This window comes from Cellulosimicrobium cellulans (assembly GCF_016907755.1).
GTDB lineage: Bacteria > Actinomycetota > Actinomycetes > Actinomycetales > Cellulomonadaceae > Cellulosimicrobium > Cellulosimicrobium cellulans_D.
This window is the reverse complement of the sequence record NZ_JAFBCN010000001.1, coordinates 4,549,305-4,575,985: the sequence shown is the minus strand read 5'-3', so window position 1 is coordinate 4,575,985 and position 26,681 is coordinate 4,549,305. Positions and strand designations below refer to the sequence as shown.

Sequence of the window (26,681 nt, the reverse complement as noted above, 5' to 3'; positions counted from 1 at the left end):
TGAGTTGTCTCGCTCTCCATCCGGTGGTGCAGGGTCCTGCGGCGCGCTTCGTCGCGGGCCGCTCTCGGATCGGGCACCTTCGACGCTACGAAATGTGCGGAGTGCGGACAATTGGGCAAAGCCCGTACGTGCTTCTGCGTACCCGGGACGTTCACGCCCGGGACGCACGACGGCGGGTGCCCTCGCCCGGAGGGGGCGAGGACACCCGCCGTCGCGGGGTCAGCGGGTCAGCAGGCGCCGATCAGCTTCCACGGGCCCCACTGCTCGGCGCCCGGGACGTTGTTCTGCGTCCACCACTTCGCCTCGAAGATGTTCCCGTTGTGCGAGACCTTCGCCCCGCCGGTGTAGGTCGCGGTCGAGGACCACGCCGCGTCGGTGCACTCGCCCGGCTCGCCCCCGCCCGGGTTCTCGCCACCGGGGTTCTCCCCGCCGGGGTTCTCCCCGCCGGGGTTCTCGCCGCCCGGGTTCGTGCCGTCCGCGGTGACCGTGAGGTCGACGCAGTTGTAGAACGCGTTCACCGTGTCGGCGACGCTCCAGCGCGCGAGGATCGTGTGGTTCCCCAGGGGCAGGCCCTTCAGGGTGTGCGAGATGTCCTTGGGGGGCTGCACGCCGCCGCCGTCGAACGACGCGAAGAGCTGGCCGTCGACGAAGTACTCCCACACGCTCGTCGCGTGGTTCGCGGTGAGCTTCCACTGGAAGGTCACGTCGCGACCGGTGGTCGTGCGGGGCCAGGGCTTCGACGCGTCGTCGAGGATCGTGTAGCCGCTGCCGCCGGAGCACTTCATCGAGCCCTTGACGGCCTCGACGGACTGCGGCTCGTACTTGAGCCCGCCGCAGTCGAAGGAGGTGGAGCCGGTGGCGCACTGGTCCTGCCGGCTCGGGGGGGACGTGATCCAGCCGTGGGCCGAGGCGCTGGGGGCGATCGCGATCGGGGCGATGATCGCGGTCGCGCCCACGACGGCGGCGAGGAGCGCCGCGCGAAGTCGCTTCATGGGGGACTCGCTTCCTGGGTCGGGGAGGGCCGACACCGTGCGGAGCCCGCACCGTCGGCCGTGACGGGGTGGACCGTAGGCAGCCGGGCGGCGTCCGCTCAACGACTACGCACGCCCGGCGCCGGGTACGGGAAGTCCCGTACCCGGTGGGTCGGTTCGCCGGAATCGTGCGCCTGCGCGGTCGTGCCCGCGCCGCCGTCGGACCCGCGCCGAGCGCCTCGGCGGGTGAGAAACATGTGGGGACCACGTAGCCCCGGTCGTCTCCGTGCGGTCCGGTCCGAGGTGCCCGGACGGCCGGGGGCTCGCGAACGGCGGAGAGCCCGGGGCGAGTGATGCGTCAGCGGCCGACGGATGCGTTCGTGGACGCATCTGTCGGCCGCTGACGCAGCGTTCGGTGGGTCAGGTCAGCAGGCGCCGAGGTCCTTCCAGACGCCCCACTGGCCGCTCTGGGCGGGGTTCTCGCCCGTCGTCCACCACTTGGCCTGGTAGTTGCGGCCGTCGTGGGAGACGTTCGCGCCGCCGAGGTACACGCCGCCCGCGGTCCAGGCCGGCGCGGTGCAGTTGCCGGGCTCCGGGTCGGTCGGCTCGGGGTCCGGGTCGGTGCCGCCGGTGCCGTTGACGTTGACGTCGACGCAGTTGTAGAACGCGTTGTTCGTGTCGGCGACGTTCCAGCGCGCGAGGATCGTGTGGTTGCCCGACGGCAGTCCGGTGAGCGTGTGCGAGACGTCGTACGCCGGGCGCTTGCCGCCGTCGTTGAACGTCGTGAAGAGCTTGCCGTCGACGAAGTACTCCCACGTGCTCGTGGCGTGCGCGACCTCGAGCTCCCACTGGAACGTCACGGTGCTGCCCACGGTCGTCCGCTTCCAGGGCCTTCCGGCGTCGTCGAGGATGTCGAACCGGCTGCCGCCGGAGCACTGCATCGAGCCCTTGACGGCCTCGACGCTCTGTGGCTCGTACTTGATCTCGCCGCAGTCGAACGAGAGGGTGCCGCTGCTGGCGCACTGTTCCTGGCGGCTCGCGGGCGAGGTGATCCAGCCGTGCGCCGAGGCGCTCGGGGCGACCACGATCGGTGCGACGATCGCGGCCGCGCCCACGACGGCGGCGACGAGGGTCGCGCGGAGTCGTCTCATGAGGGTCTCGCTTCCTGGTCGGGGTGCCGACGGCGGCACGAAGCCCGGTTCGTCGGCCTTGACCCGACGGACGCTAGGCACGCCCGCTTCCCCGGGCAACGGTTCGGCGAGGAATACGGGAGGTAGGGGTTCGCCCCTAAGCGTGCCTGCCAGGACGGACGACGGCGCAGGTCAGGGGCGCGGGACGGGTCGGGGAGCGCAGCCGGGGGGAGCGGTCGCCATGCCCGAGATGTGCGGGGACCCCGTATCGCGGATCAGGCCCCGACGGCCCCCCGAGGGCAACCACGAGAGGGCCAGGAGCTCCTCGCGGGACCCCGACGGGAGCGCCTGGCCTCAGGCGACCACGTCCTCCTCGCGCAGCCGCGGCTCGGTGCGCAGCGACGGGCGGAGGCCGGACTTGTCGGCGTAGAACGCCCGCACGACGTCCATGTCGGCGCGCACGTCGCCCGAGAGCTCGATCGTGGGGCCGAGACCGGTCGTCATGGTGGTGCGGTCGACGTACCCGAGGGTCACCGGCAGGTGCGCCTCGCGCGCGATGCGGTAGAAGCCCGACTTCCAGTACGACCCCGCGCCCCGCGTGCCCTCGGGCGTCACGACGAGCGAGAACACCTCGCCGGCCCGGAGGCGGGCGACGACGTCGGCGACGACCCGGCTCGGGTCGCGCCGGTCGACGGGGATGCCGCCGAGCGCGCGCATGAGGGGGCCCGCCGGGCCGGCGAACAGCGTGTGCTTGCCCAGCCAGCGGACGTGGATCCCCGTGCTCCAGGCGATGGCGAGCATGAGGACGAAGTCCCAGTTCGACGTGTGCGGGGCGCCGACGAGGAGCGTCGGGCGGCCGGTGTCGTACGGCTCGGAGCGCAGGGACCACCGGCTGGTCGCCCAGTAGGCGCGGGCGAGGGCTCGGCGGATCACGACGCCACGGTACAGGCCGTCCACAGGGAGACCGGTTGCCGTCGACAACCTCCGGGACCTTGGTTAGTCTCCGGGCGGGTAGGGAACCTCCCGATCTACCCGCACGGCTCGGACATGTCTGATCGACCCACCCACTGCTCGACGGAGACCAGATGGACACCACTCCCGCCGGTACACCCGCCCTCCTGCGCACCCTCAACGCCCGCGCCGTCCTCGGCGTGCTCGGCACGGGCGCGCAGGTCGCGCGGCCCGACGTCGTCGCTGCGACCGGCCTGTCCAAGACGACCGTCGCGCAGACGCTCCGGGCGCTCGAGGCGACGGGCGTCGTCACGGAGGCCGGGCTCGACCGTGACCGGCGGGGACCGGCCGCGACGCTGTACCGCGTGGATCCCGACTACGCCTTCGGCCTGGGGATCGACGTCGCGCGCGACCGGGTGCGGGTCGCGCTGGTCGACGTCACGGGGGCGGTCCGGGCCCGTGCGGAGCGCCGGGACGTCAAGCCGACGACGACGGCGCGCGCGCGTGCGGCCGCGGAGCTCGCCCGTGCGTGCGTGAGCGACGCCCAGGCACGGCTCGCGGAGGGGACGACGATCGAGGTGACGCGCGCGGTCGCGGCCGTCCCGCTCATCGTCGGGTCGGACCTGCGGACCATCCGTCGCGTCCCCGGGTACGAGAAGGGTGGGACCGGACTCGTCGACGCGCTCGAGGACGCCCTCGGGTGCCCGGTGACGCTCGAGAACGACCTCAACCTGGCAGCCCTCGCCGAGCAGCGCGACGGTGCCGCGGCCGGGACGCGCTCGTTCGTCGTGCTGGGCCTCGGCGACGGGTTCGGCGCCGGGCTGGTCCTGGACGGGAAGCTCCACCGCGGGTTCGCGGGCGGCGCCGGCGAGGTCTCGTTCCTGCCGCACCCTGCCCGGGCGCTGGGCTCCGAGGCCCTCGGCGCGTCGTCGCTCGCGGTGCTCGCGAAGGAGCACGGCCTGCCCGACGACGTGACGGTCAAGGGGCTCGTGGACCGCGCCGAGCACGGCGACGGTGCCTCGAACGACGCGCTCGACGAGGTCGCCGAGCGGATCGGCGTGGTCGCGGCCTCGGTCGCCCTGGTCGTGGAGCCCGAGCTGTTCGTGCTCACGAACCAGGCGGCGCGCGCGCCGATCGCCGACCGCGTGCGACGGTTCCTCGCGGAGAAGATCGCGGTGCTCCCCATCCGTGTCGTCTCCTCGGACCTCACGTGCGACGCCGTCGTCGTGGGCGCCGCGCGCTCGGCGAGCGACGCGCTGCGCGACGAGGTGTTCCGCACCGCCGCGGCCCACCCCGCGTCGGGCGAGGGCGCCGACGAGCGTGAGGAGGCGGCGTCGTGACCGCCGCCGCACCGGGCGGGGGAGCGCCGCCGTCGGACCTGGTCTCCCGGCTGGGCCTCGCGGCCGACGCGCGCGCGATCATCCTCAACGCCGACGACTACGGCATGTGCCGCGCCGCCAACCGCGCGGTCTCCGAGCTCCTCCTCGCCGGGCACGTCGACTCCGCGACGGTGATGGTCCCGTGCGGGTGGGCTCCGGACGCGCTCGCCTTCGCGGCCGCGCACCCCGTCGACGTCGGCGTGCACCTCGTGCTGACCAGCGAGTGGACGCGGTACCGGTGGCGCCCGCTCACCGGCACGGGCACCTCCCTGGTCGACGACGCGGGCTACTTCCCGCGCGACGTCCTCACCGTCGAGCGCCAGGCGCGCGTCGAGGACGTCGTCGCCGAGCTCACGGCCCAGCTCGACACGGCGCTCGCGGCCGGGGTCGACGTCTCGCACCTCGACAACCACATGGGCTCCGTCTACGGGCTCGAGACGGGGCGCTCGTTCCTCCCGCAGGTCTTCGAGCTCGCCGCCCGGCACCGCCTGCCGTTCCGCCTGCCCCGCACGACCGACGGGATGGTGCTGCCCCCGGGCGACTTCCAGGCCCTGCTCGACGAGGCGACGGCCGCGGCGGACGCGCTCGGCGTCGTGCTGGTCGACCGGCTGTGGACCCACCCCTTCGAGCTCGACGGCGCCGGGACGGTCGAGGAGGAGGACTACGAGAACGTCCGGGCGGACTTCCTCGACCTGCTGCGCCGCGCGCCGTCGGGGGTGACGGAGATCTTCCTCCACCCGATGCTCGACGACGACGAGCTCGGCGACGTCGCCGACTACGGCGTCGCGAAGCGCGGCTTCGAGCACCGTCTCCTCGCCGACCCGGCCGTCGCGGCCGTGATCGCCGAGGAGGGCATCGTCCGGGTCGGTTGGCGGGACCTGCGCGCGGTGCAGCGGGGCGAGCGGTGAGCGCCCCGCACGGGACGCCGTCGGGCAGCGTGCCCACGGCGGGTGGCGGGCTGCTCGCGCGGATGCGGGACCGCCGGCTCGTCGGTGCGCCCTCCCGCGCGCGGACGATCGCCTACGGCGCGTCCGCGTTCCCCTCGAACCTGCTGATGCAGACGTTCTCCGCGTTCGTCGTCTACTTCTACGTCGACCACCTCGGCGTGCGCGCCGGCTGGGTCGCCGGTGCGATGGTCGCGCACGGGATCCTCAACGCCCTGCTCAACCCCCTCGTCGGCGCGGCGTCCGACCGGCGCCGCACGCGGTGGGGCCGGCGCGTCCCCTGGATCGTGCTGGGGATCGTGCCGCTCGTCGTCGCGTTCGCGCTCGTCTGGATGCCGCCCGCCGTGGGCCCGACCGGCCTCGTCGTGTGGTTCCTCGTCGTCGTCGCGCTGTTCGACGTCGCGTACGTCGTCGTCGCGCTCAACATCTCCGCGCTGTTCCCCGAGATCTTCCGCACGACGGCGGAGCGCGCCCGCGGCAACACGCCGCGCCAGATCTTCGGCCTCGTCGGCATGATCCTCGGCACCGCCGGGGCGCCGCTGCTGTACGGCACGTTCGGGTGGACGTGGATGGCGCTGCTGCTCGCGGTCGTGAGCCTCGCGTTCTTCGTGTGGTCCCTCGCGGGGATGGTCGAGCGCCCGGTCGACGACGCCGTCGTGCGCGAGCGTGAGGCCGCCGTCGGGCTGGGGGACCAGCTCCGCTACACGTTCGCCAACCGGGCGTTCGTCACCTACGTGCTCGGGTCGCTCCTGCTCCAGAGCACGACCGCCATCGTGCTCGCCGCGATCCCGTTCTACGTGCGCTACACGCTGGGTGGCGCCGAGGCCGACGCGACGCTGCTGCTCGCCCCGATCTTCGTCGCCGCGATCCCGTCGATCGTCGGGTGGTCGTGGGTCGTGCGGAAGATCGGCCCGCGATCGGCCATGCTCTGGGTCGTCGCGGTGTACGGCCTCGCGACGTGCCTCTACCTCGTCCCGTCCACCGTGCTCGGCGCCGCGCTCGCCGGGCTCGCCGTGGGCGTCGGCGTCGCGGGGCTCATGCAGGTGCTCGAGGTCGCGCTCGCGCAGGTCATCGACGACGACGAGCGCCGCACCGGTCTGCGCCGCGAGGGCATGTACTTCGGCGCCAACGGGTTCGTCGTGCGCGGTTCCGTGATCGTCCAGGCCGTGCTCGTCGCGGGCGTGCTGTCGGCGAGCGGGTACGTCGAGGGTGCGGGCGACGTCGTGCAGCCCGACAGCGTCGCGACCGGCGTGCGCCTCCTCCTCGGTGGCGTCCCCGTGGTCCTCGCCGCGCTCGCGTTCGTGTGCTTCTGGTTCTACCCCCTCCGCGGTCGCGACCCCGAGGACACCGACGCCGCACTCACCGACGCCGGCGCGTCCCCGACGGCGGCCGACCCCCTCCCGAGATAGGAAACCGGTCGCCCCGTCGCGCCGAGCATGCCGTCATGGCCCGCTCCGGCCCCCGGACGGGCCGCAACCGCATGCTCGACCAGCGAGAGCCGCGTCGTCGACCCGAACTACCGCGGCGGGGTGGGGGCTCCGAGGGTGTGCTCGGCGACGGTGCAGGGGTCGGTGGTGGCGTCGACGTCGCGGAGGTCGCACGCGACGCGGCGCATGAGCGTGCGGAAGGCGCTGCGCTCGTCGGGCGAGAGCATGCCGAGGAGCTGCTCCTCGGCGTCGTGCACGGCGGCGGCCCAGCCGGCGAGCCGACGGCGGCCCTCGGGCGTCGCGACGACGCGGCGCGCGCGGCGGTCGGCGGGGTTCTGCTGCCGCTCGACGAGGCCTGCGGCGACGAGGTCGTCGACGAGGTAGGTCATGACGGTCCGGTCGATGCCGTGGTGCTCGGCGAGGGCGAGCTGGGTGGGGTGGTCGCCCTGCGCGACGGTGACGAGGACCTGGTAGCCGCGCGTGCCGTGCGGGACGTCGTCGAGCGCCTGCTCGACGGTCGCGCGGTAGGCGCGCAGCAGCACGCCGAGGTGCCAGCCGAGGTCCTCGAGACGGCCGGGGAGCTCGGCGGGGCCGGTCGTGGGAGCGGTCGTCGTGCTCGTGCTCATCCGCCCACCCTACCGCCGGGAATGCGGTTGCACCACCTATCTGTTGAAGATATGTTCTGTACAGCAACGTATCTTGAGATCGCGAGGAGCCATGCCCGACTACGGCCACGACCTGCGCTTCGGGTCCTTCGTCACGCCTACCGCCGCGGCGCCGCACCATGCCGTCGCGCTGGCGCAGCTCTCCGAGGAGGTGGGCCTCGACCTCGTCACGTTCCAGGACCACCCCTACCAGGCGGCGTTCCTCGACACGTGGACGCTGCTGTCCTGGGTCGCCGCGCGCACCGAGCGCGTCCGCCTCGCGGGCAACGTGCTCAACCTGCCGCTGCGCCCGCCGGCCGTCCTCGCGCGGGCCGTCGCGAGCCTCGATCGGCTCTCGGGCGGGCGCGTCGAGCTGGGACTCGGCGCGGGCGGGTTCTGGGACCCGATCGTCGCGATGGGCGGCGAGCGCCTGACGCCGGGGGAGTCGGTCGACGCGCTCTCCGAGGGCATCGACGTCGTCCGCGGGCTGTGGGACACGTCCACGCGCGACCGCCTCGTCGCGGGCGGGTCGCGCCACCACGTCGACGGCGCCAAGCGCGGGCCCGCACCCGCGCACGACGTCGAGATCTGGGTCGGCGCGCTCAAGCCCCGGATGCTGCGCCTCGTCGGGGCGAAGGCCGACGGCTGGCTCCCGTCGCTCGCGTACCTCCAGAGCTTCGAGGCGCTGGCGCAGGGCAACGCGACGATCGACGCCGCCGCCGAGGACGCGGGTCGTGACCCGCGGGCCGTGCGCAGGCTCCTCAACGTGGGCGGCCGGTTCACCGCCGACGGCGGCGCAGGGTTCCTCCAGGGCTCGCCGCGCCAGTGGGCCGAGCAGGTCGCGGAGGTGACGCTCGAGCACGGAGTGTCCACGTGGATCGTCGCGGGCGACGACCCGACGACGCTCGCCGTCGTCGGCCAGGAGGTCGCCCCTGCGGCGCGCGAGCTCGTCGCGGCCGCACGCGGCACCGCCCCGGGCGGCCCGGCGTCGGGCGTCACGAGGGACGGCGAGGACCGCGCATGACCGACTACGGCCACCCCCTCCGGTTCGGCACGTTCGTCACGCCGTCGGCGCAGGACCCGGAGGCGACGGTCGGGCTCGCCCGCCTCGCCGAGGACCTCGGCTACGACCTCGTGACGTTCCAGGACCACCCGTACCAGCCGCGCTTCCTCGACACGTGGACCCTGCTGTCGTACGTCGCGTCCGCGACGGAGCGCATCCACGTCGCGCCCGACGTCGTCAACGTCCCGATGCGCCAGCCCGCCGTGCTCGCGCGCGCCGCGGCGAGCCTCGACCTGCTGTCCGACGGGCGCGTCGACCTCGCGCTGGGCGCGGGCGCCTTCTGGGACGCCATGGTCTCGATGGGCGTCGAACGCCTGAGTCCGGGCGAGTCCGTCGACGCGCTCGCCGAGGCGATCGAGGTGGTCCGGGCGATCTGGGGCGAGGACGGCGACGGCGAGCTGTTCGTCCCCGGGCGCCACCACCGGCTCGACGGCGCGACCGCCGGGCCGGGGACCACGCGGCGCATCCCGCTCTGGCTGGGCGCGCTCGGCCCTCGCATGCTGCGCCTCGTCGGCGAGAAGGCCGACGGCTGGCTCCCGTCGCTGGGCCGCGTCGGCCTGGACGGGCTGCGCGCGGGCAACGCGCGCATCGACGAGGCCGCGACCGCCGTCGGGCGCGACCCGCGCGAGGTCACGCGCCTGCTCAACGTGGCGGGCACCTTCGAGGGCGCCGACGGCTCGGGCGGCCTGGGCGGCGCGCCCGACCTCGCCGGCCCGCCCGAGGCCTGGGTCGAGCGGCTCCTGCCGCTCGTCCTGGAGGACGGCGTCTCGACGCTGATCCTCGCGACCGACGACGAGCGCACGACCCGCCGGTTCGCCGAGGAGGTCGCGCCCGCGCTGCGGGACGCCGTCGCCGCGGGGCGCGCGACGAGCGGGACCGACACGTCCCGCGTCGTGCCGCTCGCGGTCCGCGTCGCGCGCCGCGACGGCATCGCGTACGACGACGTCCCCGCCTCGCTCGCGGAGCGCGCGGTCGAGCCGGGCGACTCCGCGTACGGGGGCGTGCGCTCGAACTACCTGCGCGGCGGGTCGCCCGGGCTCGTGCTGCGGCCCCGCGACACCGCGGAGGTCGTCGCGGCGCTCGCCTTCGCGCGCGCCCAGCCGGTGACGCGCACCGTGCCGCTGTCCGTCCGCTCGGGCGGGCACGGCATCAGCGGGCGCTCCACGAACGACGGCGGGATCGTCCTCGACCTCGGCGCGCTGGACCAGATCGAGGTGCTCGACGACGCCGCGCACCTCGTGCGCGTCGGGCCGGGCGCGCGCTGGGGCGAGGTCGCGGCGGCGCTCGCGCCGCGCGGGTGGGCGATCACGTCGGGCGACTACGGCGGCGTGGGCGTGGGCGGGCTCGCGACCGCGGGCGGCATCGGCTTCCTCGGCCGCGCCCACGGTCTGACGATCGACCACGTGCGCGCCGTCGAGGTCGTCCTCGCCGACGGGTCGGTGGTGCGGGCGAGCGCGGACGAGAACCCGGACCTGTTCTGGGCCGTGCGCGGCGCGGGGTCGCAGGTCGGGATCGTCACGTCGTTCGAGCTCGTCGCGGACGAGGTCCCGGCGGTGGGGTTCGCGCAGATGGTGCACGACGCCTCGGACCTCGCCGGGTTCCTCGAGCGCTGGGGCGCGACGGTCGAGACGTCGCCGCGCGACACGACGAGCTTCCTGATCGTCGGGCGCCCGCGCCCCGGCCAGCCCGTCGTCGCGCAGTCCATGACCATGGTCGACTCCGACGACCCGGACACCGTCCTCGCCCGCCTGCAGCCGTTCGCGGCGATCTCCCCGCTGCTCGCCCAGGCGACGGCGCAGATCGTGCCCTACGACGCCGTCGTCTCCGCACCCGCGCCCGGCCCGCACGGCGGCCAGGGCGAGCCCGTGTCGCGGTCGGGCCTGCTGGAGCACCTCACGCCCGAGGCGTCGGCCCGGCTCGCGGGGCTCGTCGCGAGCGGCGACACGTACTTCTTCCAGATCCGCTCGACGGGCGGCGCGGCGTCCGACGTCCCAGCCGACGCGACGGCGTACGCGCACCGGTCGGCGAACTTCTCGGTCGCGGCGATGGGGGCGAGCCGCTCGCGGCTCGACGCGCGCTGGGACGCGCTGGCCGACGTGTTCGAGGGCATGTACCTGAGCTTCGACACCGACCGCCGCCTCGACAGCCACCCCGCGCGGCTCGCCAACGCGTTCCCGCCCGCGACCCTGGAGCGGCTGCGGGAGGTCAAGCGCCGCGTCGACCCGACGAACGTCTTCCGCGACAACCTCCCGGTCCTCGGACCGGACCCGCTCGAGCCGGCACCGGCCCCCGCGAGGTAGAGCCTCCCGCCGCGAGGTAGAAGACGGGGGGTTCTACCTCGCGACCGGTCGTTCTACCTCGCGCGGGCCGGGATGCGCTGTCGGCGGGTCCGGCGCCCGACGGCGCACCGTGAGGACCGCGTGGACGGCCAGCCCGGCGAGGATCGCCCAGAACGCGGCGCCGATGCCCGCGACGACGGCGCCGCTCGCGGCGACGAGGAACGTCACGACCGCGGCCTCGCGTCCGCGCGGCTCGGCGACGGCGCCGGCGACGGCGGCGCCGAGCGTACCGACGAGCGCGAGCCCGGCCGCCGCCTCGACGAGCCCCGCGGGCGCGGCGGCGACGAGCGCGGCGAGGCCTGCCGACCCGACGGCGAGCACGAGGTACGCCCACCCGGCGGTGTGGGCGGCGAGCCAGCGGCGTCGGGGGTCGGGGTGCGCCTCGGGCCCTGCGGCGAGCGCGGCGGAGATCGCCGCGAGGTTGATCGTGTGGCCGCCCGCGGTCGCTCCGGCGAGGGTCGCGAGGCCGGTGACGGTCATCGTCTCGCGCCACGGCACGCGATAGCCGAACGACGCCATGACGGCGACGCCGGGCACGTTCTGCGAAGCCATCGTCACGACGTAGAGCGGGACGGCGAGCCCGACGACGGCCTGCCACGAGAGCGTGGGCGCCGTGAGGTCGAGGCGCGGCACGGCGTCGGACCAGGCGAGCGTCCCGCCGTGCACGGCCTCGTACCCGACGATCGCGAGCGTCACCGCGAGCGCGGCGGGCGCGGCCCAGCGCGGCGCGACCCGCAGCAGGACGAGCCACGTGACGATCACCGGTGCGACGAGGAGCGGTGTGGCGACGACCGCGCGCACCGGTGCGAGGCACAGGGTCAGGAGCACGCCGGCGAGCATCGCCTGGGCGATCGGCGTCGGGATGGCGGCGACGAGGCCGCCGAGGCGCGGCCAGAGGGCGGTGAGCAGGACGAGCCCGCCGACGACGCAGAACGCCCCGACCGCGGCGGGCCACCCGCCCGCGACGGCGCCCGTGCTCACGAGCAGCGCGGCGCCGGGCGTGGACCACGCGAGCGTGAGCGGGGTGCGGTGCCGGGTGGTCAGCCAGAGGATGCCGACGGCCTGCGTGACGCAGAGTGCGAGGAGTCCCGAGGCCGCCTGGTCGGGGGTCGCGCCGACGGCGCGCAGACCGGCGAGCACGACGGCGAACGAGCTCGTGAAGCCGACGAGGGCGGTCACGAGCCCGGCGAGGACGGGGCGCAGGCGGTCCGGGGCGGGGTCCATGCTGCTCCTGGCAGACGGGGGCGTTCTGTTCATGGAACGGTATCAGAGGCCCCGCGACACCCGCGCCGGTAGGCTGCGGCCCGTGAGCGACGGGGCGGGGCGCGCGGGGAGACGGCCGGACGGCGAGACCGGAGGAGCGCCCGGACGCCCGTCGGGACGAGCGGAGGACGGGACGCTCGCGGCGGTCGCCGCGCAGCTCCGGGCGCTGCGTGCCGAGCGCGGGCTCTCGTTGTCGGCGCTCGCCGCCGCGGCGGGCATCGGCAAGGGCTCGCTCTCCGAGATCGAGCACGGCGCGCGCAACCCCACGCTCGCGACCCTCTACGCCCTGGCCGGGGCGCTCGGCGTCCCGCTCGCGACGCTGCTCGCCGAGCGCGCGGGCACCGAGGTGTCGTCCGAGGGCGTCACCGCACGGCTGCTCGACGCCCACCACCTGCCCGGCGGCACGGCCGTCGAGGTCTACCACCTGCACCTGGAGCCCCACGCGGACCGGACCTCTCCGCCCCACGGGCCGGGCGTCGTCGAGCATCTGCTCATCACGCGCGGCCGCCTGCGCGCCGGGCGTCACGGGGCGGAGGCCGTGGTCGAGGAGGGCGACGAGCTGCGCTGGGTGTCCGACGCGGACCACTCCTACCGGGCGCTCGACGGCGCCCCGGTCGACGCGGTGCTCGTCATCCGGACACCGCCCCGGGGCGGCGCCGGGTAGGCGCCGGCGGAGGATGCCGGGCTAGTACGTGCCCTGGCCGGGAACCCACGCGTCGGACGTGAAGCCGGACGGCGCGCCCGGGGACCACGGGGCGGGCGGCGGCTGCGGCGTCCGCACGAGGAACGCCTGGCGCGCCGTGAGCATGAGCTGCAGCAGCGCGCGGCGCTGCCCCTCGACGCGCCACGCCTCGACCGCGCCGCGCGCGACCCGGTCGTGGAGCAGCGCGAGCTCCGTCGCCGCCTGCTGGTAGTCGCGCATCGCGTGGGCGGCGCCGGTGCCGCCCGTGCGGCGGGCCCAGTCGCGCGCCTGGCGGCGCGCGGCGAGCGTGGAGAGCATCGTGAGGTCCGCCGGCGTGACGAGGCCCGTCGGGACGTACGGCACGAGCTGGCGCTGGATCGTCGCGACCGTGCGACGGCGGTCGCGCACGAGCAGGACGATCAGCGTGACCAGCACCCCGAGCCCCGCGAGGTACGCGACCCCGAGCGCGAGCGTGCCGAACCCGGTCGAGGCGTTCCACAGCATGTGGAGCGCGATCGCCGCCGCGAGGCCGCCGATCGGCGCGAGGACCCGGCGCGGGCCGGGCGGGCTCGTGGCCGCGCTCGCGACGCCGAGCCCCGTGAGCGCGGTGCACAGCGGGTGCAGCAGGGGGGTGACGAGCGCGCGGAGCACGAACGTCGGGCCGAGCGTCCCGTCCTGCGCGGCCATGATGAAGTAGGTGACGTTCTCGACCGCCGCGAACCCGAGCGCGACCATCGCGGCGTAGATGACGCCGTCGGTCCAGCCGTCGATCTCGTGCCGGCGGAACCACAGCATCCCGAACAGCACGGCGCCCTTGAGGATCTCCTCGACGAACGGCGCCCCGAACGACGCGACGACGTACCAGCCGACCTCCTCGCCGAACAGCGGCGCGGTGAGCAGCTCGAGCCCGAGCGTGTTGAGGACCCCCGCGACGAGCGTCGCGATCCCGGCGCCCCACAGGAACGCGACGACGAGCGCGCTCGGCGGCTCCGGCTCGAGGCGGTCGAGGGCCAGGACGACGGGCACCCAGATACCGAGCGGCACGAGCGCCAGCAGCAGGCCGACGGTGAACGTCCCGACGCCGGACAGCGCCGCGAGCACGAGGCCGACCAGCAGGCACAGGCTCGCGACCGCGATCGTCACGATGACGCCCACGCGTGCCCGGCCCGGCGGGCGACCCTCCAGGACCGCGCGCGGGTCGAGCGGCACCGCGGCGCCCGCGAGACCCTGCGGGTGCGGGGGCACCGGCGTCGGCTGCGGGCGCGGCGGGGGGACGGCGGGGCCGTGCGGCGGGTAGGTCACGGGCGGTAAGGCTACGCACCCGGATGCTGCCGGGGAAAGGTGTTCGACGCCTGGACGTGTCGCTACGCGGCCACGTCGTAGCCGGACCGGACGCCGCCCCGGCGGCGCACGGTGGCGTCGTCGGGCACGATCTCGTCCGGCGGGACGACGGCGCCCGGCTCCACGAGCACGCGACGTCCGACACGCGCGCCGCTGCCTACGCGGGCGCGGTCGCCGACGCGGGTCTCGGGGGAGATGCGCACGTTGTCGCCGACGCGGACGTCCCGGCCGAGGGTGACGTCGCGGTCGATCCAGGTTCCCTCGCCGAGCTGGCAGCCGGACCCGACGACGGCCCCCTTCTCGACGTACGTGCCCGACCCGACCGGGACGGACTCGGGGACGCGCGCGTGCGGCGACACGAGGCCGCCGCCGGTGTGGCGCTCGTAGTGCATGATCTCGCCGTAGTCGTTCTCGACCTGGACGCGGCGTGCGAGGCGGGCCATGTGACCTCCTCAGGGTCTGTCGGCAGTGGTACTGCTGACATAACGTCGGAGCGGTGCGCAGGATTCCAGCCTCACCGGTGCCGACCAGGGCTCCATCTCGCGCAACCAGGGCTCTGCTTCGCCGGACCGCGGTTCTGCCTCGGCCGGCGGAGGGTCAGAGGGGGCGGGTGGTGCCGCGGACGACGAGGGTCGTGGGGAGGCGGACGTGGGGTTCGCGGGGGTTGCCCTCGACGAGGTCGACGATGAGGCGCAGCGCCTCGGCGCCCATGCGGTGGATCGGCTGGTCGACGGTCGTCAGCGGCGGGGTGGTGAGCGCGGACTCGGGGACGTTGTCGAACCCGACGACGGAGACGTCGTCGGGCACGCGCAGGCCGAGCTCGGCGGCGACCTCCATGGTGCGGATGGCGGAGAGGTCGTTCGCGGCGAAGATCGCGGTCGGCCGCTCGGGGAGCGAGAGGAGCTCGTGCGCGGGGGAGTCGGCGAGGTCCGGGCGGTAGCCGCCGACGCGGACGAGCTCGGGGTCGAACGTGACGCCGGCCTCGGCGAGGGCCTCGCGGTACCCCTGCTCGCGCAGGCGCGCGGACTCGAGGTCGGGGCGGCCGGCGAGGAAGCCGATGCGACGGTGGCCGAGGGAGAGCAGGTGCTCGGTCGCGGCGCGCGCGCCGGCGAGGTTGTCGGAGTCGACGGTGGGCGGGCCGGAGGGGCCGCGGTGCGGGTCGACGGCGACGACGGGGATGGAGTTGCCCGGCGCGACGACGGTCGGCGTGACGAGGATGGCGCCGTCGATCAGGGTGCCGCCGAGACGCGAGAGGTAGCGTTGCTCCCAGCCGACGCGGTCGTCGCGGCGCAGCCCGCCGGAATAGGCGAGCAGCTCGTAGCCGGTGCCGTCGACGGCCTCGGAGATGCCCTTGAGGAGCTCGGTCGAGAACGGCTCGAACTCGGCGACGAGGATGCCGATGACGTTGGTACGACGGCTGCGCAGGCTGCGCGCGACGATCGACGACTCGTACCCGAGCTGGTCGATGACCTCCTGGACGTGCCGGGAGGTCTCCAGAGCGACGCCGTAGCGGCCGTTGATCACCTTGGAGACCGTCGCGACGGAGACGCCGGCGGTGCGCGCGACGTCGCCGATCGTGACTCTTCCCGTGGAGCGCATGGGGAGACAGTAGCCCGTGGCGAGGCCCCTCGGCGGCGCCCCGCCGGGCGCCCGGCCTGGTCCGCGGTCGCGTCGTGGGCCGTGCGGGCGCGCTCACGCCCGCGCCCGGCGCCGGCTCGCGAGGCATCGTGTGTAAAACGTTATCGATAACGATTGACACGCGGCCCCTCCGTTTGCGAGAGTCGCCGTGGCGGCCCCGACGCGGAGGCAGCCCGGCGCGCTCGAGGCAGCGTGCGCCCTGTGCGACTCGACGAAGAGGACGGAACGATGAAGTCTCGGAAGCTCCTGGCGGCGACCGCCGTCGCGATGGCGGGCACGCTCGTGCTCTCGGCCTGCGGAGGCGGAGGCGACTCCGGCTCGGACGACGGCTCGGTCTCGATGACCTTCTGGCACAACTCCACGACCGGACCCGGCATGGAGTACTGGAAGGCCACGGCCGCGGCGTTCGAGGACGAGAACCCCGGCGTCACGATCAAGATCCAGTCCATCCAGAACGAGGACATGGACGGCAAGCTCCAGACCGCCCTGAACTCGGGTGACGCACCCGACATCTTCATGGCGCGCGGTGGCGGCAAGCTCGCGGACGTCGTGGAGGCGGGCCAGGTCAAGGACCTGACCGACCTCATCGACCCGGCGGTCGAGGAGGCGGTCGGCGGGTCGCTGAGCGCGCTCTCGGTCGACGGCAAGGTCTACGGCATGCCGGTGTCGATCCTGCCCGGTGGCATGTTCTACAGCACCGACCTGTTCGGGCAGGCCGGCATCACCGAGACCCCGGGGACGATCTCGGACCTCGAGGCGGCGACCGAGCAGCTCAAGGCCGCGGGCATCGCGCCCATCGCGCTCGGTGCCAAGGACGCGTGGCCTGCCGCGCACTGGTACTACTTCTTCGCGCTCCGCTTCTGCTCCCAGGACGCGATGAACGAGGCCGCCGCCACGCGGACCTTCGACGACCCGTGCTGGCTCGACGCCGGCAACGCGCTCGCCGACTTCGCCGCGACGGAGCCGTTCAACGAGGGCTTCCTCACCACGTCCGCGCAGCAGGGCGCCGGCTCCTCGGCCGGCCTGCTGGCGAACCACCAGGCGTCGATGGAGCTCATGGGCGCGTGGGACCCGGGCGTCATCGCGTCGCTCACGCCGGACGAGCAGCCCCTGCCCGACCTCCAGTGGTTCCCGTTCCCCGAGGTCGAGGGCGGTGACGGCGAGCCCGGCGCGATGATGGGCGGCGTCGACGGCTACTCGTGCTACGTGGACGCCCCGGACGCGTGCGCCGACTTCCTCAACTTCGCCATGTCGAAGGAGTCGCAGGAGGCCTACGCCACCGCGTTCCAGACGCTGCCCGCGAGCAAGGAGGCGCAGGGCGCGGTCGTCGACCCGGCACTCGTCTCGATCCTCGAGGCGTACAACGAGGCGCCGTACGTCTCCGTCTGGCTCGACACGCTCTACGGCCAGAACATCGGCAACGCGCTGAACACGGCCGTCGTCAACCTGCTCGCCGGCCAGGGCACGCCCGAGGACATCGTCACCGCCGTCAACGACGCGGCCGCCAAGGAGTAACCCCTTCCATGAACGTGTCCCAGGGCGAGATCTCGCCGAGCACGACGACGCCCGAGGACCGGGCCGGGGGCGGCGCGACGCCGCCCCCGGCCGCCCCGGCCGCCGCGCGGCGCCCCCCGCGCGGCGGCCGCTGGGCCCAGCGAGCCGAGATCGCGGTGCTCGCCGGGCCCGCGCTCGTCGTCTTCCTGACCTTCGTCATCGTCCCCGTGGTGATGGCGGCGTACTACGGGTTCTTCAAGTGGAAGGGCTTCGGCCCCCCGACGGAGTTCGTCGGGTTCGACAACTACCTCATCATCTTCCGCGACCCGGAGTTCCTGGCGGCGCTGGGGCACAACGCGTTCATCGTCCTGATGTCGCTCGTGCTGCAGGGCCCGGTCGCCGTGATCGTGGCGCTCATGCTCAACCGGCGCATCCGCGGCCGCTCGGTGATCCGGGTGCTCGTGTTCGTGCCGTACGTGGTGTCCGAGGTGATCGTCGGGACGGGCTTCAGCCTCATGCTCGCGACCACGGGCGCCGTGAACGACCTGCTGGAGCGCATCGGCCTCGGGTTCCTCACGGTCGACTGGCTCGCCGACCCGGACGTCGCGATCTGGACCCTGCTGCTCATCATCACGTGGAAGTACATCGGCTTCGCCGTGATCCTCTTCCTCGCGGGCCTGCAGGGCATCCCCGACGAGCTGGGGGAGGCGGCCGCGATCGACGGCGCGTCGTACTGGAAGACGCAGCGCTTCGTCACGCTCCCGCTCCTCGGCCCGACCGTCCGCATCTGGGCGTTCCTGTCGATCATCGGCTCGCTCCAGCTCTTCGACCTCGTCTACATCATCTGGGGCCAGTACGTGGCCTCGACGGCGGGGACGTCGACCATGGCGACCTACATGGTGGCGAACGGGCGCAACGCGGGGAACTACGGGTTCGGCAGCGCGGTCGCCGTGGTGCTGTTCCTCATCTCGCTCGCGGTGGCGCTCGTCTACCAGCGGTACGTCCTGCGCCGTGACACCGAGGGCGCGATCACGGAAGGGAAGAAGTGATGGCCACGGTCACCGCCGCACCCGCGCCCGAGCGCGCGCCCGGCGCCACGATCCCGAAGGAGCCTCGCGGCTCCGGCATCGGGCGCGGCGGCCCCCTCACCTACGTCGTCGCGTGGCTGCTCGTGGGCGTGTGCCTCGCCCCGATCGCGTACATCGTCGTCGGCGGGTTCCGGACGAACGCGCAGATCACGGCGGACCCGTCGGGCCTGCCCGACCCGTGGCAGCTCGAGAACTACGTCGGCGTCCTGACGAGCTCGCTGTTCTGGCAGCAGCTCGGGAACTCGCTCGTGGCAGGGCTCCTCACGACCCTCGGCGTCGTGGTGCTGGGTCTCATGGCGAGCTACGTCATCGCGCGCTACTCGTTCGCGGGACGCGGGGCGCTGTACGCGCTGTTCGCGGCGGGCCTCATGTTCCCCATGACCGTCGCGATCACCCCGCTGTACATCATGATCCGCTCGCTCGGGCTGATGAACTCCGTGGGCGGCCTGGTGCTGCCGCAGATCGCGTTCGCCCTCCCGACGACCGTCATCATCCTGGTCCCGTTCCTGCGCGCCATCCCGCGCGAGATCGAGGAGGCGGCGTCGATCGACGGGGCGAGCAGGCTCGGCTTCTTCTTCCGCATGGTCGTGCCGCTGTCCCTGCCGGGCGTCATCACCGTGGGGATCCTCGCGTTCGTCGCGAGCTGGAACAGCTACATGCTCCCGCTCTTCATCCTCAACGACGAGACGTCGTACACGCTCCCGCTGGGCGTGCAGGCGTTCGCGTCGCAGTACTCCGTGGACACCGCCCGCGTGCTCGCCTTCACCTCTCTGTCGATGATCCCCGCGCTCGTCTTCTTCTCGCTGTTCGAGCGGCGCATCGTCGGCGGGCTCTCCGGAGCCGTGAAGGGCTGACCGCGCGCCCGTCCGCACCCCGTCCCTGCCCCGCGCCGCGCGCGGGGCAGGGCCACCATCGAAGGAGAACGGTCCCGTGACCGACGTCGTCCCTGCCGTCCCGACGGCCCCCACCGGCTCCCCGGAGCAGGCCACCTCGCAGCCCGCGGCCCAGGCGCCGCGCAGCCCGCGCCCGGTGCCGCCGCAGCCGCCCACGGTCTCCGAGCGCGTGCGCGCGCTCCACGCCCGCATGACCCTCGACGAGAAGCTCGCCCAGCTCGTGGGCTACTGGCTCGACCAGAACGGCACCGTCGCCCCGATGCAGTCGGAGATGACGGCGGGGCAGCAGGACGGCGGCCGGCTCGCCGAGATCACGCGGCACGGGATGGGGCACTACACCCGCGTGTACGGCACGCGGCCGGTCGAGCCCGCGGAGCGGGCGGCGTGGCTGTGGGCGGAGCAGCGCCGACTGAAGGCGGAGACCCGGCTCGGGATCCCGGCGATCGTGCACGAGGAGTGCCTCACCGGCCTCGCCGCCTGGCGGGCCGCGACGTACCCGACGCCGCTCGCGTGGGGAGCGTCGTTCGACCCGGCGCTGGTCGAGGAGATGGCGCGCGAGGTCGGCGGGTCGATGCGTGCGCTCGGCGTGCACCAGGGCCTCGCGCCCGTGCTCGACGTCGTGCGCGACCCCCGCTGGGGCCGGGTCGACGAGTGCGTGGGCGAGGACCCGTACCTCGTCGGCACGGTCGGCACGGCGTACGTGCGCGGCCTGCAGGACGCGGGCGTGCACGCGACCCTCAAGCACTTCGTCGGGTACTCGGGCTCGCGCGCCGGGCGCAACCACGCGCCGGTGAGCGCGGGGCCGCGCGAGCTCGCCGACGTCTACCTCCCGCCGTTCGAGATGGCCGTGCGCGACGGCGGCGCCCGGTCGGTCATGGCGTCGTACGTCGACGTCGACGGCGTGCCGCTGCACGGCAGCACGGAGCACCTCACCGAGATCCTGCGCGAGCGCTGGGGGTTCGACGGCGTCGTCGTCGCGGACTACTTCGGCGTCGCGTTCCTGGAGGTCATGCACCGTGTCGCGGCCGACCGCGGGGAGGCCGCGGCGCAGGCGCTCCAGGCGGGCCTCGACGTCGAGCTCCCGACAGGAGACGCCTACCTCGCGCCGCTCGCGGAGCGCGTGCGCTCCGGCGCGCTCGACGAGGCGTGGGTCGACCGCGCCGTCCTGCGCCTGCTCAACCAGAAGGAGGAGCTCGGTCTGCTCGACCCGGGCGCGTACGCCGACGAGCCGCCGACGGAGGTCGACCTCGACACCCCGCGACAGCGCGCGACCGCGCGCCGCCTCGCGCAGGAGTCGCTCGTGCTCCTGGCGAACGACGGCGTGCTGCCGCTCGGGCGTCGAGCGCCCGACAGCGCTGACGGCGCGCCGGCCGCCCCGCGGCGCGTCGCCGTCGTCGGGCCCAACGCGGACTCGTCCGAGGCGCTGATGGGCTGCTACTCGTTCGTCAACCACGTGCTCGCGCACCACCCCGGCGTCCCGGCCGGCATCGCCCTGCCGACGGTCCTGGAGTCGCTGCGCGACGCGCTCGCGGGCACCGTCGTGACGCACGCGAGGGGCTGCGCGGTCGAGGGCGACGACGCCTCGGGGATCCCCGAGGCGGTCGCCACCGCGCGGGCCGCGGACGTCGCGGTCGTCGTCGTGGGCGACGAGGCGGGGCTCTTCGGTCGCGGCACGGTCGGCGAGGGCAACGACGTCGAGTCGCTCGAGCTCCCGGGCGTGCAGCGGCGGCTCGTCGAGGAGGTCGTCGACACCGGGACGCCCGTGGTGCTCGTGCTGCTCACCGGTCGCCCGTACGCGATCGGCTGGGCGCTGGGGGACCACGCGGGGACGGGCGGTGCGACGGCCGGTCGCCCGGCCGCCGTCCTGCAGGGCTTCTTCCCCGGCGAGGAGGGCGGGCGCGCCGTCGCGGACGTGCTCGTCGGCACGGTGAACCCGTCGGGCCGCCTGCCCGTGTCGCTGCCGCGCGCGGGCGGCGCGCAGCCGTACTCCTACCTGCACCCCGTGCTCGGCGGGCCGTCGGACGTGACGTCCGCCGACCCGACGCCGGTGCGGCCGTTCGGGTTCGGGCTGTCGTACACGCAGTTCGCGTACGCGGACCTCGAGGTCGACGCGAGCGTCGCCGCGGGCGGGACGTTCGCCGCGTCGGTGACGGTGACGAACACGGGCGACGTCGCGGGGACGGACGTCGTGCAGCTCTACGCGCGCGACGTCGTGGGGTCGGTGCCGCGCCCCGTCGCGCAGCTCCTCGGGTACGCACGCGTCGACCTCGGCGCGGGCGAGTCGCGCCGCGTGGCCTTCCGCGTCCCGACGACGCGCCTCGCGTTCTCCGACCGCCGCCTCGTGCGCGTGGTCGAGCCGGGCGACGTCGAGGTGTGGGTCGGCGCGCACGCGGGCGCGGTCGACGCCGCGCCCGGGCCCGACGACCTCGGCTCGACGACCGGCGGCGCGATCGTCAACGAGTCCGCCCCGGCCGAGCGCCGGGTCGTGCCGGGTGCGGCGACCGCGCGCGTGACGCTCGTCGTCACGGGGCCGGTGCACGAGGTGACGGCCGCGGACGAGCGGCTCGTCACGGTCGAGGTCTCCGCGCACGTCGGGGCGGGGGAGCGCGCATGACGCGCGTCCCGAACCCGATCCTGCCCGGGTGCTTCCCCGACCCGTCGGTGTGCCGCGTCGGCGACGACTTCTACCTCGTCACCTCGACGTTCGAGTACCTGCCCGGCCTGCCCGTGCTGCGCAGCCGCGACCTCGCGACGTGGGAGCACGTGGGGGACGTCGTCGACCGGTCGGGTCAGCTCGACTACGACGGCATCCGCTCGTCGGGCGGTCTGTACGCGCCGACGCTGCGCCACCACGACGGCACGTTCTGGGTCGTGTGCACGCTCGTGGACCCGGACGACGACTCCCGCGGCGGCAACTTCGTCATGACGGCGACCGACCCGGCGGGGCCGTGGTCCGACCCGGTGTGGCTGCGCGACGAGGACGGCGAACGGGTCGCCGGGATCGACCCGTCGATCTTCTTCGACGACGACGGTCGCGCGTGGCTGCACGGGACCCGGCTCGCGGGCGACCCGGAGTGGTTCCACCAGACCGAGGTGTGGGTGCGCGAGCTCGACCTCGCGACCCTCACGCTCGTGGGCCCCGAGCACGTCGTGTGGACGGGAGCCGTGCGCGGCGCGGTCTGGGCCGAGGGCCCGCACCTGTACAAGGTCGACGGCACGTACTACCTGCTCGCCGCCGAGGGCGGCACGGACTTCCACCACGCGGTGTCCGTCGCGCGGTCGTCGTCCGTGACGGGCCCCTACGAGGGGAACAAGGCCAACCCCGTGCTCACGCACCGGCACCTCGGGCGCGGCGTGGACGTCGTCGGCGTGGGGCACGCCGACCTCGTCGAGGCGCCCGACGGGTCGTGGTGGGCCGTGCTGCTCGCGATGCGCGTCTACGGCGGCTACCACTACCCGCTCGGCCGCGAGACGTTCCTCGTCCCCGTCGTGTGGGAGGAGGGCTGGCCCGTCCTCGCGCCCGGCGAGGGGCGTGTGCCCGACGCCGTGGAGGTCCCGTTCGCGTCCGCCGCGCCGCGCCCGGCGATCCAGGGTGGGGCGAGCGGGGTCGTCGGCCCGGAGGACCCGCGGTGGACGGCGGTGCGGTCGGTGCCGCGCGACGTCGCGACGCCCGCGGGCGAGGGCTGGGACCTGCCCGTGCGGCCGACGACGCTCGCCGAACCGACCGCGCCCGCATTCCTCGGGGTGCGCCAGCAGCACCGCGACGTCGACGTCACCGTCACGCTCCGCGCGCCGGAGGTCACGGGGGAGCGGGCGGGCGTCGTCGTGCGGCAGTCCGAGCGGGACCACGTGCGGCTCCTGGTCGACGGCGGACCCGGGGACGCGCGCCGCGTCGTCGCCGTGCACCGCCGCGCCGGGACGGACGAGGTGGTCGGCGAGACCACGGTGGACGCCGCGCCCGGCGAGCCGGTCGTCGTCGGGCTGCGCGTGCGCGGGCAGGACTACGGTCTCGTCGCCGGTCCGTCGGCCGACGCGGCCGCCGGTCCGCTCGAGCCGATCGCGACGGTGGACGGCCGCACGCTCGACAGCGCCGCGACGGGCGGGTTCCTCGGGCTGTGGCTCGGCGTGCACGCGACGAGCGAGGGGCAGCCCTCGACCTCCGTGGTGCGGGTCGAGCGGTTCGTCTACGAGGCGGTCGGCTGACCGGACCGCTCCGCGCGTGGCGTGCCCTGGCGGGCGATACCGTCAGGGCATGTCGAGCGCACGGACACGGGTCGAGGAGGACCTGCTGGGACCCCTCGAGGTCCCGGCGGACGCGTACTACGGGGTCCACACCGTCCGGGCCGTGGAGAACTTCCGCATCTCGGGGACGACGGTCAGCGACGTCCCCGAGATGGTCCGCGGCATGGTGATGGTCAAGAAGGCGTCGGCGCTCGCGAACCGCGAGCTGCGCACCCTCCAGCGCGACGTCGCCGACGCGATCGTCGCCGCGTGCGACGCGATCCTCGACCACGGCCGGTGCCTCGACCAGTTCCCGGTGGACGTGTTCCAGGGCGGTGCGGGCACGAGCGTCAACATGAACACCAACGAGGTCGTCGCCAACCTCGCGCTCGAGCTCGCCGGGTTCGAGAAGGGCCGCTACGACGTCATCAACCCCAACGACCACGTCAACCGCTCGCAGTCCACGAACGACGCCTACCCCACGGGGTTCCGCCTCGCGGTCCACGAGCTCGTCGCGCGGCTCCAGGGCGAGGTGCGGCAGCTCGAGCGCGCGTTCGACGAGAAGGCGTCCGAGTTCGCCGACGTCCTGAAGATGGGCCGCACCCAGCTCCAGGACGCGGTCCCCATGAGCCTCGGGCAGGAGTTCGCGGGGTTCGCCGTGAACGTCGGCGAGGAGGTCCGGCGCCTCGAGGTCGCGGGCGAGCTGCTGCTCGAGGTGAACCTCGGCGCGACCGCAATCGGCACCGGGCTCAACACGCCGCCCGGGTACCCCAAGGTCGCGACCCGCCGCCTCGCCGAGGTGAGCGGGCTGCCAACCGTGCCGGCGGAGAACCTCGTCGAGGCGACGTACGACAACGGCGCCTATCTCGCCGTCCACTCCGCGCTGAAGCGCCTCGCGGCCAAGCTGTCGAAGATCTGCAACGACCTGCGCCTGCTGTCGTCGGGGCCGCGCGCCGGCCTCGGCGAGATCAACCTGCCGGAGCTCCAGGCCGGGTCGTCGATCATGCCCGCCAAGGTGAACCCGGTGATCCCGGAGGTCGTCAACCAGGTCTGCTTCAAGGTCATGGGCAACGACGTGACGATCACGCACGCCGCGGAGGCGGGCCAGCTCCAGCTCAACGTCATGGAGCCCGTGCTCGCGCAGGCCATGTTCGAGTCGCTGCGCCTGCTCACCAACGCGTGCGTCGCGCTGCGGACCAAGTGCGTCACGGGCATCACCGCGAACGTCGAGGTGTGCCGCCGCCACGTGCTCGACTCGATCGGCATCGTCACCTACCTCAACGAGATCATCGGGCACCGCAACGGCGACCTCGTGGGTGCGGAGGCCGCGCGGACCGGCGCGTCGGTGCGCGACGTCGTCGTGGCGCGCGGCCTGCTCACGCCCGAGGAGGTGGACGCGGTGCTCACGACCGAGAACTTCCTCCGCCCGCGCTACACCGGCCGCTACTACGCCCCCGACGAGCGCGGCCTGCCGGCCGTGGGCGAGGAGGGCGAGTCGTCGCGTGTCGTCGAGTCGGACGACGCGGTGGGCGCTCCATCGGACCCGGAACCTGAAGACTGACGCCGAGATCGACCCGCCGGTCGCCAGGTCGGCCGCCTGAGGGTCGAGCGCGGACGCTCGGGTCGGTCTCGCGGCGGAGCCCTACGGGGTCACGGCGGGGTCGCGGGCGATGACGTCGGATCACGACCCCGCGAGCGCGCGAACGGCGCGCTCGATCGCGGGGCGCAGGTCGAGGCCGGGGTCGACGGTGAGCCGGTGCAGGAGCAGCCCGTCGCCGAGCGCCATGAGGGCCCGGGCGGCGGGCGCGGGGTCGGCGATGCCGACGGCGGCCACGATCTGCTCGGTCCACCGCTCGAACGCGCGGCGCTGCTGCCGCAGGGGCTCGCCGAGCTCGGGGTCGCCGGAGAGCTCGAGGAAGAGGGCGTAGCGCGCCCGGGTGCGCGCCGCGAACGGCCCGGACTGGGCCTCGGTCATCGCGCACAGGCCGTCGACCAGCGCGTCGACGCTCGTGATCGTCGGCATCGCGGTGACGTCGAGGTCGGCGCGCTCCTGCTCGGCGATCCGGTCGACGACGCCCGCGAGCAGGGCGCGGCGTGTGCGGAACCAGTTGGACGTCGACCCGGGAGGAAGGCCTGCCCGTCGGTCGACCCGCGCGTGGCTCAGCGCGCGCACGCCGTCCGCACCGAGCACCTCCACGGCCGCGTCGAGCGCTCGATCTCGGGTGGCTGCGGCCATGGACTCCCTCTCTCGACAGATCTACTATGAACATAGTAGTCGCTCGTCCGAGGGAGTCGCCATGACTACGCCCCAGCCCCGCACCACCCGCCCCGCCGGCGCCCGGGCGTGGTCGCCGCCGCTCCCGGACGCACCGGGCTTCGACCACCTCGTGGTCGAGACGCCCGGCCTGCGCACCCACGTCGCGACCATCGGCACCGGTGACCCGGTCCTGCTGCTGCACGGCTTCCCCGAGCACTGGTGGCAGTGGCACGACGTCGCGCCCGTCCTCGCCGCCGCCGGCTACCGCGTCCTGTGCCCCGACCTACGCGGGGCGGGATGGACCACCGCCGACGACGCGCACGTCGAGCGGGAGACCCGGCTCCACGACCTGCTCGCCCTGCTCGACGCCCTCGACGTCGAGCGCGCCCATCTCGTCTCGCACGACATGGGCGCGATCACCGCGATGCAGCTCTGCTACGACCACCCCGACCGGGTCCGCACGGCCGTGGAGCTCTCGGTGCCGCCCGGCTTCATGCGGCCCAGCCCCCGGCTCCTGCCCGGCTTCCGGCACCTGCCCGCCCTCGTCTGGCACCGACGGGGCGCGTCGCTGCGCGGAATCTTCTCCAGCGCGTACGTCGCCCACCCGATGTCGGAGGCGGACGTCGACGCCCACCTCGCCCCGATGCGCCGGGCGGAGGTCGACGCCGCGGTGCGTCCGCTCGTGCGGCACATGGTGCTGCCGGAGGCCGCGCGCATGATGCGGGGCGTCTACCGCCGCCGTCGGCTCCCGGTGCCGACCCTCTTCGTCTTCGGCCGCCGCGACCGGCCGTGGACCGAGGAGCTCATGGGACAGGTCTGCCGCGCGCCGGAGCGGCACGCGGACCGGGCCGAGCTCGCCTACGTCGACGACGCCGCACACTTCATCACCGACGACGCGCCGGCCGCGGTCGCCGCCCTCTCGCGCGACTGGTTCGACCGCGCGGCGTGACGTCCGG

At 74.4% G+C, this 26,681-nt stretch carries 22 protein-coding genes; 13 read left to right on the top strand and 9 right to left on the bottom strand.

What is annotated here, in order from left to right; genetic code table 11:
• Positions 1–227: 227 nt before the first annotated feature.
• From JOE63_RS19765 to JOE63_RS19755, 3 genes are all read right to left on the bottom strand, one after another.
• Positions 228–992 carry a lytic polysaccharide monooxygenase gene (locus JOE63_RS19765; RefSeq protein WP_239576774.1) on the bottom strand — a complete coding sequence of 255 codons (765 nt, stop codon included), beginning with the start codon at positions 990–992 and terminating at the stop codon, positions 228–230.
• A 404-nt stretch (positions 993–1,396) separates the two neighbouring features.
• A complete protein-coding gene (locus JOE63_RS19760; RefSeq protein ID WP_204543141.1) occupies positions 1,397–2,122 on the bottom strand; it encodes a lytic polysaccharide monooxygenase in 726 nt (241 codons plus the stop codon).
• 333 nt (positions 2,123–2,455) lie between these two features.
• On the bottom strand, positions 2,456–3,034 hold the full coding sequence (locus JOE63_RS19755; RefSeq protein WP_087472569.1) for a 1-acyl-sn-glycerol-3-phosphate acyltransferase: 579 nt from the start codon (positions 3,032–3,034) through the stop codon (positions 2,456–2,458).
• A gap of 152 nt (positions 3,035–3,186) precedes the next feature.
• Here JOE63_RS19755 and JOE63_RS19750 point away from each other — a divergent pair, with 152 nt between their 5' ends.
• From JOE63_RS19750 to JOE63_RS19740, 3 genes are read left to right on the top strand one after another with little or no spacing between them, the layout of a single operon-like run.
• Complete coding sequence (locus JOE63_RS19750; protein WP_087470042.1) at positions 3,187–4,392, top strand: ROK family transcriptional regulator; 1,206 nt, start codon at positions 3,187–3,189, stop codon at positions 4,390–4,392.
• A complete protein-coding gene (locus JOE63_RS19745) occupies positions 4,389–5,339 on the top strand; it encodes a polysaccharide deacetylase family protein (protein WP_307840255.1) in 951 nt (316 codons plus the stop codon). Before JOE63_RS19750 ends, JOE63_RS19745 begins: the two co-directional genes overlap by 4 nt.
• Entirely contained in the window at positions 5,336–6,784 is a 1,449-nt protein-coding gene (locus JOE63_RS19740; protein ID WP_307840254.1) for an MFS transporter, read from the top strand. The genes JOE63_RS19745 and JOE63_RS19740 overlap by 4 nt, the downstream gene beginning before the upstream one ends.
• 107 nt (positions 6,785–6,891) lie before the next feature.
• Here the strand turns inward: JOE63_RS19740 and JOE63_RS19735 are convergent, their stop codons facing one another.
• Complete coding sequence (locus tag JOE63_RS19735) at positions 6,892–7,428, bottom strand: MarR family winged helix-turn-helix transcriptional regulator (protein WP_204543140.1); 537 nt, start codon at positions 7,426–7,428, stop codon at positions 6,892–6,894.
• A gap of 91 nt (positions 7,429–7,519) precedes the next feature.
• On the opposite strand from JOE63_RS19735, the gene JOE63_RS19730 reads away from it, so the two are divergent.
• Positions 7,520–8,470, top strand: coding sequence for an LLM class flavin-dependent oxidoreductase (locus JOE63_RS19730; protein ID WP_204543139.1), 951 nt, complete (start codon positions 7,520–7,522; stop codon positions 8,468–8,470).
• Positions 8,467–10,809: an LLM class flavin-dependent oxidoreductase gene (locus JOE63_RS19725; RefSeq protein WP_087470039.1), complete on the top strand. Its 2,343-nt coding sequence runs from the start codon at positions 8,467–8,469 to the stop codon at positions 10,807–10,809. The genes JOE63_RS19730 and JOE63_RS19725 overlap by 4 nt, the downstream gene beginning before the upstream one ends.
• Before the next feature lie 33 nt (positions 10,810–10,842).
• Here JOE63_RS19725 and JOE63_RS19720 read toward each other — a convergent pair whose 3' ends face one another.
• Positions 10,843–12,072, bottom strand: a complete 1,230-nt coding sequence (locus tag JOE63_RS19720; RefSeq protein WP_239576772.1) for a benzoate/H(+) symporter BenE family transporter — start codon at positions 12,070–12,072, stop codon at positions 10,843–10,845.
• Positions 12,073–12,154: 82 nt separating this feature from the next.
• On the opposite strand from JOE63_RS19720, the gene JOE63_RS19715 reads away from it, so the two are divergent.
• Positions 12,155–12,775, top strand: a complete 621-nt coding sequence (locus tag JOE63_RS19715) for a helix-turn-helix domain-containing protein (protein WP_307840252.1) — start codon at positions 12,155–12,157, stop codon at positions 12,773–12,775.
• Between the two features lie 21 nt (positions 12,776–12,796).
• Here the strand turns inward: JOE63_RS19715 and JOE63_RS19710 are convergent, their stop codons facing one another.
• From JOE63_RS19710 to JOE63_RS19700, 3 genes are all read right to left on the bottom strand, one after another.
• A complete protein-coding gene (locus JOE63_RS19710; protein ID WP_307840251.1) occupies positions 12,797–14,095 on the bottom strand; it encodes a PrsW family intramembrane metalloprotease in 1,299 nt (432 codons plus the stop codon).
• A gap of 62 nt (positions 14,096–14,157) precedes the next feature.
• Positions 14,158–14,577: a hypothetical protein gene (locus JOE63_RS19705; RefSeq protein WP_087470037.1), complete on the bottom strand. Its 420-nt coding sequence runs from the start codon at positions 14,575–14,577 to the stop codon at positions 14,158–14,160.
• 154 nt (positions 14,578–14,731) lie between these two features.
• The gene (locus JOE63_RS19700) at positions 14,732–15,733 is read right to left on the bottom strand and encodes a LacI family DNA-binding transcriptional regulator (RefSeq protein ID WP_087470036.1); all 1,002 of its coding nucleotides are present in this window, start codon (positions 15,731–15,733) and stop codon (positions 14,732–14,734) included.
• A 267-nt stretch (positions 15,734–16,000) separates the two neighbouring features.
• On the opposite strand from JOE63_RS19700, the gene JOE63_RS19695 reads away from it, so the two are divergent.
• The 6 genes from JOE63_RS19695 (at position 16,001) to aspA (ending at position 25,029) form a co-directional block, all read left to right on the top strand.
• Entirely contained in the window at positions 16,001–17,287 is a 1,287-nt protein-coding gene (locus tag JOE63_RS19695) for an ABC transporter substrate-binding protein (protein WP_087470035.1), read from the top strand.
• Positions 17,288–17,295: 8 nt separating this feature from the next.
• Positions 17,296–18,315, top strand: a complete 1,020-nt coding sequence (locus tag JOE63_RS19690; RefSeq protein WP_087470034.1) for a carbohydrate ABC transporter permease — start codon at positions 17,296–17,298, stop codon at positions 18,313–18,315.
• Positions 18,315–19,208 carry a carbohydrate ABC transporter permease gene (locus tag JOE63_RS19685; protein ID WP_087470033.1) on the top strand — a complete coding sequence of 298 codons (894 nt, stop codon included), beginning with the start codon at positions 18,315–18,317 and terminating at the stop codon, positions 19,206–19,208. The genes JOE63_RS19690 and JOE63_RS19685 overlap by 1 nt, the downstream gene beginning before the upstream one ends.
• Positions 19,209–19,383: 175 nt before the next feature.
• On the top strand, positions 19,384–21,861 hold the full coding sequence (locus JOE63_RS19680; protein WP_307840334.1) for a beta-xylosidase/alpha-l-arabinosidase: 2,478 nt from the start codon (positions 19,384–19,386) through the stop codon (positions 21,859–21,861).
• Positions 21,858–23,450, top strand: coding sequence for a glycoside hydrolase family 43 protein (locus JOE63_RS19675; RefSeq protein ID WP_204543136.1), 1,593 nt, complete (start codon positions 21,858–21,860; stop codon positions 23,448–23,450). Before JOE63_RS19680 ends, JOE63_RS19675 begins: the two co-directional genes overlap by 4 nt.
• A gap of 49 nt (positions 23,451–23,499) precedes the next feature.
• A complete protein-coding gene (aspA, locus tag JOE63_RS19670; RefSeq protein ID WP_204543135.1) occupies positions 23,500–25,029 on the top strand; it encodes an aspartate ammonia-lyase in 1,530 nt (509 codons plus the stop codon).
• Between the two features lie 120 nt (positions 25,030–25,149).
• On the opposite strand, the gene JOE63_RS19665 is transcribed toward aspA, so the two are convergent.
• On the bottom strand, positions 25,150–25,704 hold the full coding sequence (locus JOE63_RS19665; protein ID WP_204543134.1) for a TetR/AcrR family transcriptional regulator: 555 nt from the start codon (positions 25,702–25,704) through the stop codon (positions 25,150–25,152).
• A gap of 61 nt (positions 25,705–25,765) precedes the next feature.
• Between JOE63_RS19665 and JOE63_RS19660 the strand changes: the two genes are divergently transcribed.
• A complete protein-coding gene (locus JOE63_RS19660; RefSeq protein WP_087470029.1) occupies positions 25,766–26,674 on the top strand; it encodes an alpha/beta fold hydrolase in 909 nt (302 codons plus the stop codon).
• Positions 26,675–26,681: the final 7 nt, after the last annotated feature.

What these genes read in the sequence shown, in the direction of transcription:
- JOE63_RS19765 (WP_239576774.1), bottom strand. Translation starts at nt 992, where the DNA reads ATGAAGCGACTTCGCGCGGCGCTCCTCGCCGCCGTCGTGGGCGCGACC.
- JOE63_RS19760 (WP_204543141.1), bottom strand. Translation starts at nt 2,122, where the DNA reads ATGAGACGACTCCGCGCGACCCTCGTCGCCGCCGTCGTGGGCGCGGCC.
- JOE63_RS19750 (WP_087470042.1), top strand. Translation starts at nt 3,187, where the DNA reads ATGGACACCACTCCCGCCGGTACACCCGCCCTCCTGCGCACCCTCAAC.
- JOE63_RS19735 (WP_204543140.1), bottom strand. Translation starts at nt 7,428, where the DNA reads ATGAGCACGAGCACGACGACCGCTCCCACGACCGGCCCCGCCGAGCTC.
- JOE63_RS19730 (WP_204543139.1), top strand. Translation starts at nt 7,520, where the DNA reads ATGCCCGACTACGGCCACGACCTGCGCTTCGGGTCCTTCGTCACGCCT.
- JOE63_RS19725 (WP_087470039.1), top strand. Translation starts at nt 8,467, where the DNA reads ATGACCGACTACGGCCACCCCCTCCGGTTCGGCACGTTCGTCACGCCG.
- JOE63_RS19720 (WP_239576772.1), bottom strand. Translation starts at nt 12,072, where the DNA reads ATGGACCCCGCCCCGGACCGCCTGCGCCCCGTCCTCGCCGGGCTCGTG.
- JOE63_RS19705 (WP_087470037.1), bottom strand. Translation starts at nt 14,577, where the DNA reads ATGGCCCGCCTCGCACGCCGCGTCCAGGTCGAGAACGACTACGGCGAG.
- JOE63_RS19700 (WP_087470036.1), bottom strand. Translation starts at nt 15,733, where the DNA reads ATGCGCTCCACGGGAAGAGTCACGATCGGCGACGTCGCGCGCACCGCC.
- JOE63_RS19695 (WP_087470035.1), top strand. Translation starts at nt 16,001, where the DNA reads ATGAAGTCTCGGAAGCTCCTGGCGGCGACCGCCGTCGCGATGGCGGGC.
- JOE63_RS19690 (WP_087470034.1), top strand. Translation starts at nt 17,296, where the DNA reads ATGAACGTGTCCCAGGGCGAGATCTCGCCGAGCACGACGACGCCCGAG.
- JOE63_RS19685 (WP_087470033.1), top strand. Translation starts at nt 18,315, where the DNA reads ATGGCCACGGTCACCGCCGCACCCGCGCCCGAGCGCGCGCCCGGCGCC.
- JOE63_RS19675 (WP_204543136.1), top strand. Translation starts at nt 21,858, where the DNA reads ATGACGCGCGTCCCGAACCCGATCCTGCCCGGGTGCTTCCCCGACCCG.
- aspA (WP_204543135.1), top strand. Translation starts at nt 23,500, where the DNA reads ATGTCGAGCGCACGGACACGGGTCGAGGAGGACCTGCTGGGACCCCTC.
- JOE63_RS19665 (WP_204543134.1), bottom strand. Translation starts at nt 25,704, where the DNA reads ATGGCCGCAGCCACCCGAGATCGAGCGCTCGACGCGGCCGTGGAGGTG.
- JOE63_RS19660 (WP_087470029.1), top strand. Translation starts at nt 25,766, where the DNA reads ATGACTACGCCCCAGCCCCGCACCACCCGCCCCGCCGGCGCCCGGGCG.